Source organism: Bradyrhizobium sp. 87, from assembly GCF_023073015.1.
GTDB classification, from domain to species: Bacteria; Pseudomonadota; Alphaproteobacteria; order Rhizobiales; family Xanthobacteraceae; genus Bradyrhizobium; species Bradyrhizobium canariense_D.
In genome coordinates this window covers 119,730-136,887 of sequence record NZ_JADPIQ010000011.1, presented here as the reverse complement: position 1 = coordinate 136,887, position 17,158 = coordinate 119,730, and the positions used below count along the sequence as shown (strand labels likewise).

Here is a 17,158-nt window from a genome sequence, read left to right as displayed (position 1 = left end):
TCTTAAGCCGCCTTCTGCGCGCTCTTGGCGCGGATGCCGAGCAAATGGCTGATCGCGAACACGAGATCGGCGCGGTTCATGGTGTAGAAATGGAAGGTGTCGACGCCGTGCTTGGCCAGCTTCTGCACCTGGCCGGCCGCGACGGTCGCCGCCACCAGCTTGCGGGTCTCGGCGTCTTCGTCGAGCCCCTCGAATTTCGCGGCGAACCAGTCCGGCACGGAGGTGCCGGCGCGGGTGACGAAATTGCGAGCCTGCTTGAAATTATGCATGGGCATGATGCCCGGCACGATCGGGATGTTGATCCCGCGCGCGCGCACGCGGTCGAGATAGCGGAAATAGAGGTCGTTATCGAAGAACACCTGCGTGATCGCGCGGGTCGCACCTGCATCGACCTTGGCCTGCAGCGTGTCGATGTCATCGTCGAAGTCGCGCGCCTCGGGATGCTTCTCAGGGTACGCCGAGACCGACACCTCGATATCGCCGTGCCGCTTCTTGATGCCGGCGACGAGGTCGGCGGAGCTCTGGTAGCCATCGGGATGGCTAGAATAGGCCGTGCCAATGCCGCCCGGGGGATCGCCGCGCAGGCCGACGATGTGGCGGACGCCGACCTCGTGATAGCGGTCGACGATCTCGTCGATCTCCCCGCGGGAGGCGCCGACGCAGGTCAGATGCGCGGCCGGCAGCAGCGCGGTTTCTTTCAGGATGCGCGAGATGGTCGCGTGGGTCCGCTCACGGGTCGAGCCGCCGGCGCCATAGGTCACCGAGACGAATTTCGGGTCGAGCGGGGCCAGCCGGTTGATGGTGTCCCAGAGATTGCGCTCCATATCTTCGGTCTTGGGCGGAAAGAACTCGAAGGAAATCGCAGGCCGCTTCAGGTACCCGTCTTGCCCGCCGGTGTGGGCAGGCATTGTCGCGTCAGTCATGGGCACCACTCACTCTCCAAGGGCGCGCCGGGTCGTTGGCGGCCGGCGGTCAGGTCTAGATTGCGAAAGGCCAAGATAAGCCAAAGCGGCCGCATCCGACAGCCCATCGGTAATGGGAAGTGGCCCACTTTGGCGGTGTTGGCATAAAATATTCGGTGATTTAGAATCGAAGTGGGAAGCTCGGTTTGGTATAAAAAGATAAATATACCAGCCAAGTAGGGAGAACTTGCGGATTAACTGGCGCAATATATTGAGTGGGCAATATGAAAGTCATGTTGCCAGATTGATCATTGTCCCAACGCCGCGGCGCGGGTCCGGAGCGCGCGGGCCCTGGCCTGCACGTCAGATCTGCGCGCCCTCCCATTGCCGCCGCGCTGCCCTCCACTACGTTAGCGCGCCATGATCCCGCTCTCAGTCCTCGACCTCTCCGTCGTCACCACCGGCACAAAGCCCGCCGCGGCGCTGCGCAACAGCATCGACCTGGCGCGCCATGTCGATGGGCTCGGCTATGTCCGCTATTGGCTCGCCGAGCATCACAACCTCGCCTCCGTCGCGAGCCCGGCGCCCGACGTGATGATCGGGCAGATCGCGGCGGTGACCAAGCACATCCGCGTCGGCTCCGGTGGCGTGATGCTGCCCAATCACGCGCCGCTGGTCGTGGCCGAGCGCTTCAAGATGCTGGAGGCGCTGTTTCCGGGCCGCATCGATCTCGGCCTCGGCCGCGCCCCTGGCACCGACGGCGCCACGGCCTATGCGCTGCGCAGCCGGCTCGACCGTCGCGAAGGCGACGATTTCCTCGAGCGGCTGCACGAATTGATCCTGTGGCAGACCCGGGAATTCCCCTCGGGCCATCCCTATCACAACGTCGTTGCGATGCCCGACGATACGCCGTTGCCGCCGATCTGGCTGCTCGGCTCCAGCGATTATTCGTCGGAGCTCGCCGCGCAAATCGGCATGGGGTTCGCATTCGCCCATCATTTTGCGTCCCACGATGCGATCGATGCGATGGTGCATTATCGCAATCGTTTTCAGCCCTCGGCCTGGAGTGCGAGCCCGCGCGCGATCCTCGCGGTCGCCGTCATTGCGGCCGACACGGATGACGAAGCCGAAAAGCTCGCCGCGTCTTTCGACCTCAACCGCCTGCGCCGGGACCGCGGCCAGTATCTTCCGTTGCCGAGCGTCGAAGAGGCGCTGGCCTATCCCTATACCGACTCGGAGCGCGCCTCGATGCGGCGCAACCGTTCCCGTCTGTTCGTCGGCAGCCGGGCAACCGTGCAGAAGACGCTGCAGCCGTTGATCGATGCGAGCAAGCCGGACGAGTTGATGGTGATTACCGCCGTGTACGATCACGAGGCACGAAAGAAATCATATTCGCTGCTGGCGGAGGCGTTCGGGCTTAAGGCGGTCGGATAAGGCTCTGGTGCTCCGGCTCGCGCTTCGCGCGTCCGGGACACGAATCTATTCCATCGTCGCGCGGAACGGGTGCCCCGGATACACGCCAACGATGCGGAATTCGCGTGAGAAGAATTTCAGCTCCTCGATCGCGAAAGCGAGGCCCTTGTCCGCGGGGTGGCCGTCGACGTCGGCATAAAACTGCGTGGCGAAGAAATTGCCGTCGACCATATAGCTCTCGAGCTTGGTCATGTTGACGCCGTTGGTGGCAAAGCCACCGAGCGCCTTGTAGAGCGCGGCGGGCAAATTGCGCACCCGGAACACAAAAGTCGTGACCAACGGACCGGAGCCCTGTGCGGCCCATTTCGGTTCGCGCGCGAGCACCACGAAGCGCGTGGTGTTGTGGGCCTCGTCCTCGATGTCCTCCGCGAGGATGTCGAGGCCGTAGATCTGCGCGGCGAGGCGCGAGGCGATCGCGGCGACGGACTTGTCGTTACGCTCGGAAATGTCGCGGGCGCTGCCGGCGGTGTCGGCGTGCACGATTGGCTTGATGCCAAGCTTGCGAATGATGCGCCGGCATTGGCCGAGCGCGTGCACGTGGCTCTCGACGCTCTTGATGTCCTCGAGCCTGGTCCCCTTCACCGCCATCAGCTGATGCCGGACCGGCAGAAACCATTCGCCGATGATGAAGAGGCCGGAGGCCGGCAGCAAATGATGGATGTCGGCGACGCGGCCTGCGACCGAATTCTCGATCGGAATCATGCCGAGATCGGCTTCGCCCGACGAGATCGCCGACAAGGCGTCCTCGAAGGTGGCGCAGGGCATCGGCTCGGCGTCGGGATAGGCCTCGACGATGGCGATGTGCGAATTGGCCCCAGGCTCGCCCTGGAATGCGATTTTCAGCTTGCTCATGCTCGGCCTTGTAACAGCGGCTCAGGATTTGGAAAGGATGCTGCGGGCGGTTTCCAGGTCCGCCGGCGTGTCGACCCCGCGGGGCACGGTATCGACAATGGTGAAGTCGATGCGCATTCCGGCCTCGAGCGCCCGGAGCTGCTCGAGCTTCTCCTGCAATTCCAGCGGCGACGGCGGAAGCCGGACGTAGCGCTCCAGCGCGGCACGGCGATAGGCATAGAGACCGATATGGTGGTAGCGCGGTCCGTCGCCGGTCGGCGCGGTTGCGCGGGTGAAATAAAGTGCGCGCATGCGTCTGCCGCCGAGCGAGGTTCCGATCGCCTTCACGACGCTCGGCGCGAGGTCCTCCTCCTCGGTGTGGATCTGCGACGCCAGCGTTGCGATATCCACGGCGGGGTCTTGCAGCGGCGGCAACACCTCGCGGATGTTGTCGATCGTGATGGTCGGGAAATCGCCCTGCAGATTGACCACGATCTCGGCTTTGCCGTCCGGATCGAGCTTCTGCATGGCCTCGTGGATGCGGTCGGAGCCGGACGGATGCTCCGGGCGGGTCATCACGGCCTCGCCACCATGGGCGGTCACGACGGATGCGATCTCCGCGGTGTCGGTTGCGACCGCGACCCGGCCTATCCCGGCCGCTTCGGCACGGCGCATCACGTGCACGATCATCGGCTGCCCCGCGATATCGGCTAGCGGCTTGCCGGGCAGGCGGGTGGCGGCCATGCGGGCCGGAATCAGCACCAGGATGCGGGGATCGATCATCGGTTCAAGGGCCTGGAAACGGGGCGTTTTCCGCGCCGGGAAATGGGGTGGGGACGGGGGTGAAGCCCGCTCGCTTATACGGGTTGCCAGACCCCGGGCAAACCGATATCTCAATGGCAAAACTCGGGGAAACAGTAAGGAACGTTGATTCTCCGAGGCTCGTCCTGGCGGCCGCACTGGGCCGCTCGATCCTTCTTGCGGTGTGGGGCCTGGCCGGAAATGGACTCTTTCGAACTGAACAAGATTCTCGGTGCCGTGCTCGGCACCTGTCTCCTTCTGCTGGTGACGAGCTTCACCGCCAGTGCGCTGTTCTCGCCCAAGATGCCGGAGAAGCCGGGCTTCGAGATCGCCGTGAAGGAAGACGCCGGCCACGGCAAGGAAGGCGGCGCTGCCGCCGCGGCTGCCGAGCCGATCGAAAAGCTGCTCCAGACCGCCTCGGTCGAGAAGGGCGCCGCCGCTGCCAAGAAGTGCGGCGCTTGCCACACCTTCGAGAAGGGCGGCCCGAACCGTGTCGGTCCGAACCTCTATGGCGTCGTCGGCGACCATGTTGGCGAGGGCCGCGGCGGCTTCAACTTCTCGGCCGCGATGAAGGCCAAGGGCGGCACCTGGGACTTCGATGCGCTCAACAAGTTCATCGCCAATCCCAAGGCAGCTGTCCCGGGCACCGCGATGGGCTTTGCTGGCATCCCGAAGGATAGCGAGCGTGCCGACGTGATCGCTTACCTGAACAGTCTCTCCGACAGCCCGAAGCCGCTGCCGACCGCGGCGAAGTAAGGCCTATCGACTTCGATCTTAGTACGCGGCCAGGCTGAAAAGCCTGGCCGTTTGCTTATCCGGGCCTCGCGGCGTTGTTATCGGGGCGTTTGGCCGCAGCGATCGGCCAGCTGGCCCTCCAAGATGAGGAAAAAGCAACATATTCCGTCGAAACCTCGCCTATATTGGGAACTTAAAGGAGTAGCCTCCTTCAAGACAGGAATGTTGATTTGGCCCTTACCCGACGCGATCTCCTGCTCACCGGCACTGCTGCCGCAACGCTCCCCGCCCTTGGTTCCGTAGGGGGCCTTTCCGGCGTCGGCGTGGCACACGCGCAATCCGCCAACGAGCCCACCTGGCGGCACGCGCTGTCGCTGTTCGGACAGATCAAATACCCGGCGGATTTCAAGCGCTTCGACTACGTCAATCCGGAAGCGCCCAAGGGCGGCGTCGCGCGCCAGATCGCCGTCGGCACATTCGACAATTTCAACATCGTCGTCTCCGGTGTGAAGGGGCAAGTCGCCGGTGCCGTGGCGTTCATCTACGAATCCCTCACGACGGCCTCGCTTGACGAAGTCTCGACCGAGTACGGCGCGCTGGCCGAGGCCGTCAGCCATCCGGATGATTTCTCCTTCGTGACTTACCGCTTGCGGCCGCAAGCCAAATGGCACGACGGCAAGCCGGTAACCGCGGATGACGTGATCTTCTCGCTCGATTCCTTCAAGAAGCACCACCCGCAGTACTCGGCCTATTACAGCCATGTGACGAAAGCCGAGAAGGTCGGCGAGCGCGAGGTAAAATTCGTGTTCGACGCGCCGGGCAACCGCGAACTGCCGCAGATCGTCGGGCAGCTCACGGTCCTGCCGAAGCATTGGTGGGAGGGCACGGATGCGCAGGGCCGCAAGCGCGATGTCTCCGCCACCACGCTTGAAGTGCCTCTAGGTTCCGGCCCCTATCGGGTCAAGGAATTCGTTGCCGGGCGGTCGATCGCGCTGGAGCGCGTCAAGGATTATTGGGGGCGCGACCTCGCCGCCAATGTGGGCCGCAATAATTTCGACGAGCTGCGCTATGAGTATTTCCGCGACGCCACCGTGGCGATTGAGGCATTCAAGGCCGATCAGGTCGATTGGCGCACCGAGAACAGCGCGAAGAACTGGGCGACAGCCTACGATTTCCCGGCCGTCACCGAAAAACGCGTGATCCTCGAGGAGTTCGCCAATCGCAGCTCGGGCGTCATGCAGGCCTTCGTGCCGAACCTGCGCCGCGCCAAGTTTAAGGATCCGCGCGTGCGACGCGCGCTCAATTACGCGTTCGACTTTGAGGAGATGAACAAGCAGATCTTCTACGGCCAGTACAAGCGCATCAGCAGTTATTTCGACGGCATCGATGAGCTGATGGCGACCGGGTTGCCGCAGGGCAAGGAGCTCGAGATCCTCGAGACAGTCCGCGCCGAGGTCCCGCCCGAAGTCTTCACCACGGCCTACACCAACCCGGTCGGCGGCAGTCCGGAAGCCGTTCGCGACAATCTGCGCGAGGCGCTGCGCCTGTTCAAGGAAGCTGGCTACGAGGTGCGCGAGCGCAAGCTGATCGACGTCAAGACGGGCGCCCAGTTCTCCCTTGAATTGCTGAACTCGGATCCAAGCTTCGAGCGGATCACGCTGTTCTACAAGCCGTCGCTGGAACGGCTCGGCATTGCTGTCAGCGTGCGGACGGTGGATCCCACTCAGTACGAGAACAGGACGCGCGAGTGGGATTTCGACATCGTCACTAACTCCTGGGGCGAGTCGCAGTCGCCGGGTAACGAGCAGCGCGAATTCTGGTCCTCGAAGACGGCTGACATCGCCGGTTCACGCAACATCACCGGCATCAAGAATCCGGCGGTCGACAAGCTGATCGAGCGGGTGATCTACGCCAAGGGTCGCGACGATCTCGTCGCGGCAACCAAGGCACTCGACCGCGTGCTGCTGTGGAATCACTACGTCGTACCGCAGTGGACTTATACGAAGGTGCGCACCGCGCGCTGGGATCGGTTCGGCCGGCCGGCGGAATTACCCAAATACGGTCAGTCCGGCTTCCCGTTCATTTGGTGGTACGACGCGGACAAGGCGGCGCGGATCGCAAAGAAGTCGTGAAGGGCATTTCTCGCATGGCGCAGCTTTCACGCCGGCATGTGCTGGCCTTGGGTGCCGGTGGCGCGTTCAGCGCCGCCTGGCTCCGGGGCGCGACAGCGTCCGAGATGCCTGCAGAGGCCCACGGCATGTCGGCCTTCGGCGACCTCAAATATCCCGCCGACTTCCATCACTTCGACTACGTCAATGTCGACGCGCCGAAGGGCGGCACCTTCTCGCTTATCCCGTCGGTGCGCGCGTACAACCAGTCCTACCAGACCTTCAACTCGCTCAATGCCTTCATCCTCAAAGGCGATGGCGCGCAGGGCATGGACATGACTTTTGCGCCGCTGATGGTGCGAGCCAATGACGAACCGGACGGGATGTACGGGCTTGCCGCCAAGTCTGTAAATATATCGGCAGACAGGCTGGTCTATCGCTTCACCATGCGGCCAGAGGCGAAATTCCATGACGGCACCAAGCTTACCGCTCACGACGCGGCGTTTTCGCTGACGTCGCTGAAGGCCAAGGGGCATCCGCTGATCATCGTGCAGATGCGCGACATGGTCAGCGCGGAAGCCGTTGACGATGCGACGCTGGTCGTCACCTTTGCCAAGGGACGCGCGCGTGACGTGCCGCTCTATGTGGCGAGTCTGCCGATCTTCTCGAAAGCATATTATGCCTCTCGCGCTTTCGACGAAACATCGCTCGATATCCCGTTGGGCTCGGGCCCGTACAAGGTCGGCAAGTTCGAGGTCAACCGCTACATCGAATACGAACGCGTCAAGGATTGGTGGGCTGCCGACCTGCCCCCCTGTCGTGGCAGCTACAATTTCGACGTCGTGCGCTACGAATTCTACCGCGACCGCGATGTCGCTTTTGAAGGTTTCACCGGCAAGAACTATCTCTACCGCGAAGAGTTCACCGCTCGTATCTGGGCGACCCGCTATGACTTCCCCGCGGTCAAGGAGGGTCGCGTCAAGATGGAGGTCGTGCCCGACGACACGCCGTCCGGCGCGCAAGGATGGTTCATCAACACGCGGCGCGAAAAATTCAGGGATCCTCGCGTGCGTGAGGCACTGATCGACGCCTTCGACTTCGAGTGGACCAACAAGACCATCATGTACGGTGCTTATGCCCGCACGGTATCGCCATTTCAGAACTCGGACCTCATGGCGAGCGATGGGCCTCCGCCGCCGGAAGAGCTGAAGCTGCTGGAGCCGTTTCGCGGCCAGGTTCCGGACGAGGTGTTCGCCGCACCGTTCACGCCGCCCGTCTCCGACGGCTCCGGGCAGGATCGCAGCCTGTTGCGCAGGGCGCAGCGATTGCTGAGCGAGGCCGGCCTGCCGATCAAGGACGGCAAGAGGATGCTGCCGAACGGCGAGATCTTCAGGATCGAATTTCTGTTGGACGAGCCTTCGTTCCAGCCGCACCATGGGCCCTACATCAAGAATCTCGCGACGCTTGGCATCGAAGCGAGCGTGCGCCTCGTCGACGCCGTGCAATACAAGGTACGCCAGGAAGATTTCGACTTCGATATGACGACCCAGCGCTTCAGCATGTCGGCAACGCCGGGCGACGCCATGCGCTCGTTCTTCTCGTCGCAGGTCGCGGCAACGAAGGGCTCGTACAATCTTGCGGGCGTCGCCAATCCGGCCATCGATGCCATCATCGAGAAGATCATGGCGGCCGACAGCCGCGAGGAATTGACCGTCGCCTGCCGCGCCTTCGATCGCCTGTTCCGCGCCGGCCGTTATTGGGTGCCGCACTGGTTCAACAAGACGCACCGGCTTGCTTATTGGGACCAATTCGGTCATCCGCAGAAGCCGCCGCGTTATGCCAACGGCGTCGGCGCTCCCGACATCTGGTGGTACGATGGCGGCAAGGCCGCCAGGCTCGAGCAGGCGAAGCAGCCATGAGCGCCTACATCGCCCGCCGCATCCTGCTGATGATCCCGACCTTGCTCGGGATCCTCTTCGTCTCCTTCATCGTCGTGCAGTTCGCGCCGGGCGGCCCGGTCGAGCGCGTGATCGCGCAGCTCTCGGGCGCGGACACCGGCGGGACCTCGCGCATTTCGGGCGGCGGCGACTTTGCGCAGCGCGCCCCGGGGCAGTTGGGAGCCGGCGGCGACGCCATCAACTCGAAGTATCGCGGCGCGCAAGGCCTCGATCCCGATTTCATCAAGAAGCTGGAAGTGCAGTTCGGCTTCGACAAGCCGGCGCCGGAGCGCTTCGCGCTGATGGTCTGGAATTTCGCCCGCTTCGATTTCGGCAAGAGCTATTTTCGCGACGTCAGCGTCCTGCAGCTCGTCAAGGAGAAGTTGCCGGTCTCGATCTCGCTCGGCATCTGGCTGACGCTGCTGACCTACCTGATCTCGATTCCGCTCGGCATCCGCAAGGCGGTCAGGGACGGGACGCGCTTCGACACCTGGACGTCGAGCGTGCTCGTACTTGGCTACGCGATTCCCGGCTTTCTATTCGCGATCCTCCTGATCATCCTGTTTGCCGGCGGTTCGTTCTTCAACTGGTTCCCGCTGCGCGGACTGACGTCAGACGGCTGGTCGCAGTTTCCGTGGTATTGGAAGATCATCGATTACTTCTGGCATTTGACGCTGCCGCTGATCGCCATGGGGCTCGGTGCGTTCACCACCATGACGTTCCTGACCAAGAACTCGTTTCTGGACGAGATCCGCAAGCAATACGTGATGACCGCGCGCGCGAAGGGCTGCAGCGAGAATCGGGTGCTTTACGGTCACGTTTTCCGCAACGCGATGCTGATCGTCATCGCCGGCTTTCCCTCGACCTTCATTCACGCCTTCTTCTCGGGCTCGCTTCTGATCGAGACCATCTTCTCGCTGGACGGACTGGGACTGCTCAGTTTCGAGAGCGTTCTCAATCGCGACTACCCCGTGGTGTTCGGCACGCTCTTCATCTTTTCGCTCGTCGGCCTCGTGATCAACCTGATCTCTGACCTGACCTATATGTGGATCGATCCACGAATCGATTTCGAGGCGCGGGAGGTCTGATGACGCTGGCCGCCCCCACCACGCCGATCGAAACCACTGCGAAGTCGCCGCTCGGCAGTGCCGTGCCGATCACTCGCAAACCGTTCGTGCCGTCGCCGCTCAACAGGCGCCGCTGGCAGAATTTCAAGGCGAACCGGCGCGGCTATTGGTCGTTCTGGATCTTCCTGATCCTATTTGTGGTGTCGCTGTTCGCCGAGCTGATCGCCAATGATCGGCCGTTCCTGATCAAATATGACGGCCACCTTTATTGGCCGTCCGTCGTCACCTATTCGGAAACCACTTTCGGCGGCGACTTCGAAACCGCGGCCGACTATCGCGATCCCTATTTGCAGAAGCTGATCAGGGACAAGGGCGGCAGCATCGTCTGGCCGCTGATCCGCTATTCCTACGACACCCACAATCTCGATCTGCCGACGCCGGCGCCGTCGCGGCCGACCTGGATGTTGACGGAAGCGCAGTGCAAGCCCGTCGTCGAGAAGAAAGGCCTCAAGAGCTGCCGCGATCTCGAATACAACTGGCTCGGCACCGACGATCAGGGCCGCGACGTGGTGGCGCGGCTGATCTACGGCTTCCGCATCTCAGTGCTGTTCGGCCTCTGCCTGACCATCGTCTCCTCCATCGTCGGCATCGCGGCCGGCGCGGTGCAGGGCTATTTCGGCGGCTGGATCGACCTGTTGTTCCAGCGTTTCATCGAGATATGGACTGCGATCCCTTCGCTCTATCTGCTGCTGATCTTGTCGTCGGTGCTGGTGCCCGGCTTCTTCGTGCTTCTCGGCATCCTGTTGTTATTTTCCTGGGTGTCGCTGGTCGGACTCGTGCGCGCGGAATTCCTGCGCGGGCGCAATTTCGAGTATATCCAGGCGGCGCGGGCGCTCGGCGTGTCGAACAAGGTCATCATGTTCCGGCATCTGTTGCCGAACGCGATGGTCGCGACCATGACGTTCCTGCCGTTCATCGTGTCGAGTTCGGTGATGACGCTGACGGCGCTCGATTTCCTGGGGTTCGGACTGCCGCCCGGCTCGCCGTCGCTCGGCGAGTTGCTGTCGCAGGGCAAGTCCAACGTGCAGGCGCCGTGGCTCGGTTTTTCCGGCTTCTTCTCGGTCGCGATCATGCTGTCGCTTTTGATCTTCATCGGCGAGGCCGTGCGCGACGCATTCGATCCGCGCAAGACGTTCAGGTAAGCCAATGGACGCGATCAACCAGCCTTTGCTCAGCGTGCGCGACCTCTCGGTGGCCTTCCACCAGGGGGGCGCCACCACGCTCGCGGTCGACAAGGTCTCGTTCCAGATCAAGCGCGGCGAGTGCCTGGCGCTGGTCGGCGAGTCCGGCTCCGGCAAGTCGGTCAGCGCGCTCTCGATTCTCAAGCTCTTGCCCTATCCAAATGCCTCGCATCCCTCGGGCAGCATCCACTTCAAGGGCCAGGAACTGATCGACCGGTCGGAGCAGGAGATGCGGGAGATTCGCGGCAGCGACATCTCGATCATCTTCCAGGAGCCGATGACCTCGCTCAACCCGCTGCATACGATCGAGGCGCAGATCGGCGAGATCATTCAGCTGCACAATCCGACCAGCAATGCCGAGGCGCGCAGGCGGACGCTGGAATTGCTCACGCAGGTCGGCATTCCCGAGCCTGAAACGCGGCTGAAGAGCTATCCGCACCAGCTCTCCGGCGGCCAGCGCCAGCGCGTGATGATCGCGATGGCGCTCGCCAACGAGCCGGACCTCCTGATCGCGGACGAGCCGACCACGGCGCTCGACGTTACCGTGCAGGCGCAGATCCTGACGCTGCTCGCAGAGATCCGCGGCCGGCTCGGCATGAGCCTGCTCTTCATCACCCACGATCTCGGCATCGTGCGCCGCATCGCCGACCAGGTCTGCGTCATGAAGGGGGGCGAGATCGTCGAGCAGGGGCCGGTCGAGCACGTCTTCAAGACCCCGAAGCATCCCTATACGCGCGACCTGCTCGCCGCGGAGCCGAAGCCAGATCCGGCGCCGCCGCAGCCGGATGCCCCGGTGGTGATGTCCGCCGACGACCTAAAGGTCTGGTTCCCGATCAAGCGGGGGCTGATGCGTAAGACGGTCGGCCACATCAAGGCGGTCGACGGCGTCAGCATCGCCGTGCGCAAGGGCGAGACGCTCGGCGTTGTCGGCGAGTCCGGCTCGGGCAAGACCACGCTGGGGCTCGCATTGCTGCGGCTGATCTCCTCGAACGGACGCATTGTGTTCCTGGGAAAAGATATCCAGGGCCTGCGCTTCAAGGAGATGCGGCCGTTCCGGCGCGACATGCAGATCGTGTTCCAGGATCCGTTCGGCTCGCTCAGCCCGCGCATGTCGGTCGCCGACATCGTCGCCGAAGGCCTCACCGTGCATCAGCCGCAGCTCTCGCGAGGCGAGCGGGAGGAGCGCGTCGTCAAGGCGCTCGAGGACGTCGGACTGAAACCGGATACTCGCCACCGTTATCCGCATGAATTCTCCGGCGGCCAGCGCCAGCGCATCAGCATCGCGCGGGCGGTGGTGCTGGAGCCGGATTTCGTCGTCCTGGACGAGCCGACCAGTGCGCTCGACATGCTGATTCAGGCGCAGATGGTCGATCTGCTGCGTGAATTGCAGCGCCGGCGCGATCTCACTTACATGTTCATCTCGCACGATCTGCGCGTCGTCGCCTCGCTCGCCAGCCATCTGATCGTGATGCGTGGCGGCAAGGTGGTCGAGGAAGGTCAGGCCGCCGAGCTCTTCAAGAACCCGAAGACGGATTACACGCGCGCGCTGTTTGCGGCGGCGTTCCGGCTGGAGACGGCGGAGAACGGGTCCGCGGCGACGTAGCCTCCGTCAGAGCCGCTTGATCGCGGCGACCTCGCTGCCGGCTTGCTTGATCCTTGCGATTGCCGGCTCGATCGGCTCGATCACCGTTGCCATGTGATGCGCATTGGCGTGAACCATGGTGCTGCCATCGCGGACGATGGCGACATGACCTTTCCAGAAAATGAGATCGCCGCGCAGCAAGCTGCTTTGCTCATGGGGCTCCAGCGCGCGGCCGAGGCCGGCCTGCTGCATGTCGCTGTCGCGCGGGCAGCCGATGCCCGCCGATGTCAGCGACATCTGGACCAGGCCGGAGCAATCGACGCCAAGGCTGCTCTTGCCACCCCAGAGATAGGGCGTGCCGACGAAACGCTCGGCGACTGCGACGAAATCCGGCTCGCAATGACCAAGCGGGGCGAGATGGGCCTTCGGCAGATAGTGTCCGTCGCGTGTCACGGCGAAGCTGCCGTCCTCGCGTGCAACCGCGATCTTCGATCCCATCACCAGCGTGTCTGCTGGCCGCAGCTTGATCGAGGGACCGGGGAAGGCAAAGGTTCGTAAAGCACTGACCATATGGGTCGGCGCGGCCGCGGGCTTCATGAGCGCTGCGTCCGGCAGCCAGCCGACATAGCCGTCACCTGAAAGTTGACCCCATGCCCAGCCTTCGCCGTTGCGGTCGTAAACCGTGACGCCCTCGCCGCGCAACGCTTGTGTCATTAGCATCGCGTTCGACGACGGCTGCTCGCGCACGGGCGCGATCGCCGCGATGATCTCGAATTCCTCGCCCGTGACGAAACGATCCGCCTGCACCTTGCTTTCGAGGTATTTCGCGGCGATGTCGCCGCGCGACGGTGTCAGCCTTGGATCGTATCTTGGATCGTGACTTGGATCGTGGCTTAGATCGTGTTCTGGATCACGCATAGCGCTCGCTCAGCAATGTGTAGATCGCGCGCGCGGCCTGGCACTCGCCGCCCTCGGGGCGTGCGGGCTTCGCCGACGGCGTCCAGCCGTAGATGTCGACATGCAGCCAGCTCCTGGCATGCTCGACGAAGCGTTGCAGGAACAGCGCGCAAATGATCGAGCCGGCAAAGCCGCCTGATGGTGCGTTGGTGATAGTGGCGGTCTTGGAATCCAGCCACGCATCGTAAGGCGGCCACAGTGGCATGCGCCACAACGGATCGTTCTCCCTCGCCGCGCATCGTGCGACGTCAGCGGCAAGCGTCTCATCATTGGTGTAAAAGGGCGGTAAATCCGGCCCCAGCGCGACGCGTGCCGCTCCCGTCAACGTGCCGAGATCGATCAGCAGGTCCGGCTTTTCCTCGTCCGCAAGCGCCAGCGCGTCGGCGAGCACCAGCCGCCCCTCTGCGTCCGTATTGCCGATCTCGACCGTGATGCCCTTGCGCGAGGTGAAGATGTCGAGCGGGCGGAAGGCATTGCCCGCGACCGCGTTCTCCACGGCCGGAATCAGCACGCGCAGTCGCACCTTCAGCTTCGCATCCATCACCATGCGCGCCAGCGCCAGCACGTTGGCGGCGCCGCCCATGTCCTTCTTCATGATCAGCATGCCGCTCGGAGGCTTCAAGTCGAGCCCGCCGGTGTCAAAGCAGACGCCCTTGCCGACCAGCGTCACCTTGGGATGAGCCGGGTCGCCCCAGCCAATGTCGATCAGCCGCGGCGCGCGGCTAGATGCCATGCCGACGGCGTGGATCAGTGGAAAATTCGTCTTTAAGTCGTCACCGATGGTGCAGGCAAAGCTTGCGCCGAATTCGGCGGCGAGATCCTGCGCGGCTGCGGCCAGCTCCTCCGGCCCCATGTCGTTGGCCGGCGTGTTGATGAGGTCGCGCGCCAGCATTGCGGCGTCCGCCATGCGATTGATGTCGGTCGCGTCGACGCCGTCGGGGGGAACGAGGCTGACCTCGGGGCGATCGGCCTTGCGGTACCGGGCGAAGCGGTAGCTGCCGAGCGCGAAGGCGAGTGCGGCGAGCCGTGCATCCTGCGGTGCATTGGCGAAGCGATAGATGCCCGGCGGCAGGAGGCCGGGCAGGGCGCCCGGTCGGAACAGGTCGCGCGATTTTGCACCCTCGTCCTCGAGCCCGAACAGCACTTGCGCGATCGCGCCATCGGGCGCGGGCAGCGCGAGATAGCCGCCCGGCTTTGCGGTGAAGGCGCTCGCGGTGGCGAACTGGCGTTGCGCCGCCGGTAGCCCCTCGGCGACCTGATCCCAGCTCGACTTGGTGACGAAGGTGATCGGGATGGCGGTAGGCGACGTCTCGAAGACAGAAGGCATTGGCGGGTCCGGATCGTCAGATCGAGCGGGTCATACGAACGGACGAGATTTCGCAGAGTTTTGCCGCCGCCGCAATCAGCTTTGCTGCCACCGTTCGGCGGTCCGCTACTCGCAGCAAAGGGGCCATGCTAGGTTCCGGCAACGGCCGTCAGGTGTGCAGATCTCCGGCGGCCGACGACAAAGCCGGCCGGGAGGAAATGCAATGGAATTTGTGTGGAGCGTGGTCACCTTCATCGGGCAGGCGGTCGAGGCGATTTTTGGCTATGTCGAGCATCATCATTGGATATTCGCGTTCCTTGCCGGCGGTTACGTCTTCTATCTCCACGACCGCTCCGTTCACGCGCGGTTCGATGCATTGGACAAGCGCATTGATGAAATTCGCAAGAGGCTCGCTATCGAATATTGATCGGGTGAGCGAAACCATCATCGGGCGAGCCCCGTCTCATGCCGAGGACACGATCCACGCGAGCGGCCGCAGGGCTTTACTAGCGCTGCGGTTGTGGCATTATTGCCCAATATTTTAGATTGTGTCGTACGGTTCTGCACGGAGTGCAACAACAGGGGATGGGGTCAATTCTTACCCGGCTCATCATGGCCCGGGCTGATTGATACCGGACTGAACCTGATCGTCGAAGGCATTTCTCTCATCGTTTGCGCGGCGCGGCATTCGCAAATAAGCGACGCAAAATGGATAGATCGTTCGTCATCGTACAGATTTCCGACCTGCATCTGGACGGGTCTGGTCGACTGCTTGCGACCATCGAGACGCTCAATGCCGCAATTCGCGAGAGGATGGCGGACTTCGCGGATGTTCCCGATCGCATCCTGCTGATCACCGGCGATATCGTGGACGACCCGGCGCCGCCTGCGCTCGACGAAGCGATCGCCGTCATTGCGTCCTTCCGGCAGACCGGGCTGTTCACCGACATCCAGGCAATTGCCGGCAATCACGACGTCAAGCGACCGAGCCAGCGTGCAGGTCGCCACGATGTTTATGATTACCTGCATTTGCCGCGGACCTCGAAGAGCGTCTACTACCGTCAGGCCGGCCTCGATCTGGTGCTGCTGGATTCCAACCGCGCGAGCCTCACGACGCTCGTGAGCGGCAACGTCGACCAGAGCGCCTATAGCGCCATGGTTTCGGATTCCGCGCGGCTGAGCGTCAAGCTCGCGGGCAGCCTCGGGTCGGGCGGCCGCGCCGATTATGCCGAGCCGGTGGAAAACCTCGTGCGCGTGCTGGCGCTGCACCATCATCCACTGCCGCAGGCGACCGGAGAAGGAAAGCGGTTTCTCGGCGTGCCCGACGAGCCGCTGATGTATCTCGCCGCGCCCGCGACCTTCCTCGAAGCGGCGACATCGCTCAATGTCGATCTGGTCCTGCACGGACACCGGCATGTCGAAGGGCTGACGCGTTATTCGATTCCCGATCCGCGCGCCACGTCGAGCGAGAGCGCTGAAGCATTCTGGCGCACGATCTACGTCCTGTCCTGTCCGTCATCGACCGGGCAGGCCGGTGACGATGCCGGCTTCAACGTCATCCATTTCGGCCCGATGTCCGACCCGATGTCCCATGGCGGCCGCACAGAGTATCGCTTCGCGATCGCCCGCTACTCACGTCCGCGCAAGGATGGTGTCTTCAGGCCGCTCGATTCCAACCTGCCGCACGGCGTCGTCAGACTGCCGGCCGGACGGGATTTTTCCCGAGATCCGGCCGTCCAATCGGGCATCGAGATCGACGCATGCACCACGCTGAAACGGAATCAGGTCGCAGCATTCGCGCGCCGGCTCCTGCTGCGCCGCGCCTTCTATGCCGACGACGAGGTGGATTGGGCCAATTTGCTCCACGTCTATCTCGTGACCTCTCATGTCTGGGCCGATCTGGAAAGCAAGTTCTCGAGATCCGCACGCAAGCATGATGTCGAGGCCGCGGTGACGTCACTACTGCGCCGACTGATCGAGCAATCTGCAAATGTGCTCGGCATCGACGACGTTCAGCTCGACGAGCTCCGCGCGAGGCGTCTGGTCAATCGTGACGATCTTCGACGCGAATTGCCGAGGGTCGTGCGTCCGGGCATCGATGTCGCGATCGAGACGCGGCAACGACTGCAATTGCTGCGGGACCTGAACGAGCAGGCGAAGGCGCTCGGCCTCGATGCGGGTCTCGGCGGCGAGGTGCCGCCGCAGGCGCCGCAGTGAC

14 protein-coding genes are annotated in these 17,158 nt (G+C 63.3%); 9 read left to right on the top strand and 5 right to left on the bottom strand.

Translation table 11 applies throughout. The features are described from left to right. Positions 1–2: 2 nt before the first annotated feature. Positions 3–923 (bottom strand): methylenetetrahydrofolate reductase [NAD(P)H], encoded by a 921-nt coding sequence (metF, locus tag IVB50_RS02875; RefSeq protein ID WP_204513271.1) that lies wholly within the window; start codon positions 921–923, stop codon positions 3–5. Between the two features lie 399 nt (positions 924–1,322). Between metF and IVB50_RS02870 the strand changes: the two genes are divergently transcribed. Further along, entirely contained in the window at positions 1,323–2,336 is a 1,014-nt protein-coding gene (locus IVB50_RS02870) for an LLM class flavin-dependent oxidoreductase (RefSeq protein ID WP_018454701.1), read from the top strand. A 45-nt stretch (positions 2,337–2,381) separates the two neighbouring features. On the opposite strand, the gene IVB50_RS02865 is transcribed toward IVB50_RS02870, so the two are convergent. Then, positions 2,382–3,227 (bottom strand): prephenate dehydratase, encoded by an 846-nt coding sequence (locus IVB50_RS02865; protein ID WP_018454700.1) that lies wholly within the window; start codon positions 3,225–3,227, stop codon positions 2,382–2,384. A gap of 21 nt (positions 3,228–3,248) precedes the next feature. After that, complete coding sequence (locus tag IVB50_RS02860; protein WP_018454699.1) at positions 3,249–3,989, bottom strand: 3-deoxy-manno-octulosonate cytidylyltransferase; 741 nt, start codon at positions 3,987–3,989, stop codon at positions 3,249–3,251. A 219-nt stretch (positions 3,990–4,208) separates the two neighbouring features. On the opposite strand from IVB50_RS02860, the gene IVB50_RS02855 reads away from it, so the two are divergent. The 6 genes from IVB50_RS02855 to IVB50_RS02830 all read left to right on the top strand — a co-directional run bounded on the left by IVB50_RS02855 (position 4,209) and on the right by IVB50_RS02830 (position 12,698). After that, positions 4,209–4,763, top strand: a complete 555-nt coding sequence (locus IVB50_RS02855) for a cytochrome c family protein (protein ID WP_018454698.1) — start codon at positions 4,209–4,211, stop codon at positions 4,761–4,763. Positions 4,764–4,972: 209 nt separating this feature from the next. Further along, complete coding sequence (locus IVB50_RS02850) at positions 4,973–6,874, top strand: extracellular solute-binding protein (protein ID WP_026232797.1); 1,902 nt, start codon at positions 4,973–4,975, stop codon at positions 6,872–6,874. Positions 6,875–6,888: 14 nt separating this feature from the next. Continuing rightward, positions 6,889–8,769: an extracellular solute-binding protein gene (locus IVB50_RS02845; protein WP_247294153.1), complete on the top strand. Its 1,881-nt coding sequence runs from the start codon at positions 6,889–6,891 to the stop codon at positions 8,767–8,769. Next, positions 8,766–9,875, top strand: a complete 1,110-nt coding sequence (locus IVB50_RS02840; protein ID WP_018454695.1) for a microcin C ABC transporter permease YejB — start codon at positions 8,766–8,768, stop codon at positions 9,873–9,875. Before IVB50_RS02845 ends, IVB50_RS02840 begins: the two co-directional genes overlap by 4 nt. After that, positions 9,875–11,056, top strand: a complete 1,182-nt coding sequence (locus IVB50_RS02835; RefSeq protein WP_018454694.1) for an ABC transporter permease — start codon at positions 9,875–9,877, stop codon at positions 11,054–11,056. The genes IVB50_RS02840 and IVB50_RS02835 overlap by 1 nt, the downstream gene beginning before the upstream one ends. Positions 11,057–11,060: 4 nt before the next feature. Further along, positions 11,061–12,698 (top strand): ABC transporter ATP-binding protein, encoded by a 1,638-nt coding sequence (locus IVB50_RS02830; RefSeq protein WP_018454693.1) that lies wholly within the window; start codon positions 11,061–11,063, stop codon positions 12,696–12,698. Between the two features lie 6 nt (positions 12,699–12,704). Here IVB50_RS02830 and IVB50_RS02825 read toward each other — a convergent pair whose 3' ends face one another. Together IVB50_RS02825 and IVB50_RS02820 are read right to left on the bottom strand one after the other, a co-directional pair. Further along, a complete protein-coding gene (locus IVB50_RS02825; RefSeq protein ID WP_018454692.1) occupies positions 12,705–13,595 on the bottom strand; it encodes an NlpC/P60 family protein in 891 nt (296 codons plus the stop codon). Continuing rightward, positions 13,588–14,961, bottom strand: a complete 1,374-nt coding sequence (locus tag IVB50_RS02820) for a leucyl aminopeptidase family protein (protein WP_085361623.1) — start codon at positions 14,959–14,961, stop codon at positions 13,588–13,590. Before IVB50_RS02820 ends, IVB50_RS02825 begins: the two co-directional genes overlap by 8 nt. A 202-nt stretch (positions 14,962–15,163) precedes the next feature. Between IVB50_RS02820 and IVB50_RS02815 the strand changes: the two genes are divergently transcribed. Then, a complete protein-coding gene (locus IVB50_RS02815) occupies positions 15,164–15,367 on the top strand; it encodes a hypothetical protein (protein WP_018454690.1) in 204 nt (67 codons plus the stop codon). Between the two features lie 281 nt (positions 15,368–15,648). After that, complete coding sequence (locus IVB50_RS02810) at positions 15,649–17,157, top strand: metallophosphoesterase (protein WP_085361622.1); 1,509 nt, start codon at positions 15,649–15,651, stop codon at positions 17,155–17,157. Position 17,158: the final 1 nt, after the last annotated feature.

What these genes read in the sequence shown, in the direction of transcription:
- IVB50_RS02860 (WP_018454699.1), bottom strand. Translation starts at nt 3,989, where the DNA reads ATGATCGATCCCCGCATCCTGGTGCTGATTCCGGCCCGCATGGCCGCC.
- IVB50_RS02845 (WP_247294153.1), top strand. Translation starts at nt 6,889, where the DNA reads ATGGCGCAGCTTTCACGCCGGCATGTGCTGGCCTTGGGTGCCGGTGGC.
- IVB50_RS02825 (WP_018454692.1), bottom strand. Translation starts at nt 13,595, where the DNA reads ATGCGTGATCCAGAACACGATCTAAGCCACGATCCAAGTCACGATCCA.
- metF (WP_204513271.1), bottom strand. Translation starts at nt 923, where the DNA reads ATGACTGACGCGACAATGCCTGCCCACACCGGCGGGCAAGACGGGTAC.
- IVB50_RS02820 (WP_085361623.1), bottom strand. Translation starts at nt 14,961, where the DNA reads ATGCCTTCTGTCTTCGAGACGTCGCCTACCGCCATCCCGATCACCTTC.
- IVB50_RS02855 (WP_018454698.1), top strand. Translation starts at nt 4,209, where the DNA reads ATGGACTCTTTCGAACTGAACAAGATTCTCGGTGCCGTGCTCGGCACC.
- IVB50_RS02815 (WP_018454690.1), top strand. Translation starts at nt 15,164, where the DNA reads ATGGAATTTGTGTGGAGCGTGGTCACCTTCATCGGGCAGGCGGTCGAG.
- IVB50_RS02840 (WP_018454695.1), top strand. Translation starts at nt 8,766, where the DNA reads ATGAGCGCCTACATCGCCCGCCGCATCCTGCTGATGATCCCGACCTTG.
- IVB50_RS02870 (WP_018454701.1), top strand. Translation starts at nt 1,323, where the DNA reads ATGATCCCGCTCTCAGTCCTCGACCTCTCCGTCGTCACCACCGGCACA.
- IVB50_RS02810 (WP_085361622.1), top strand. Translation starts at nt 15,649, where the DNA reads ATGGATAGATCGTTCGTCATCGTACAGATTTCCGACCTGCATCTGGAC.
- IVB50_RS02865 (WP_018454700.1), bottom strand. Translation starts at nt 3,227, where the DNA reads ATGAGCAAGCTGAAAATCGCATTCCAGGGCGAGCCTGGGGCCAATTCG.
- IVB50_RS02835 (WP_018454694.1), top strand. Translation starts at nt 9,875, where the DNA reads ATGACGCTGGCCGCCCCCACCACGCCGATCGAAACCACTGCGAAGTCG.
- IVB50_RS02830 (WP_018454693.1), top strand. Translation starts at nt 11,061, where the DNA reads ATGGACGCGATCAACCAGCCTTTGCTCAGCGTGCGCGACCTCTCGGTG.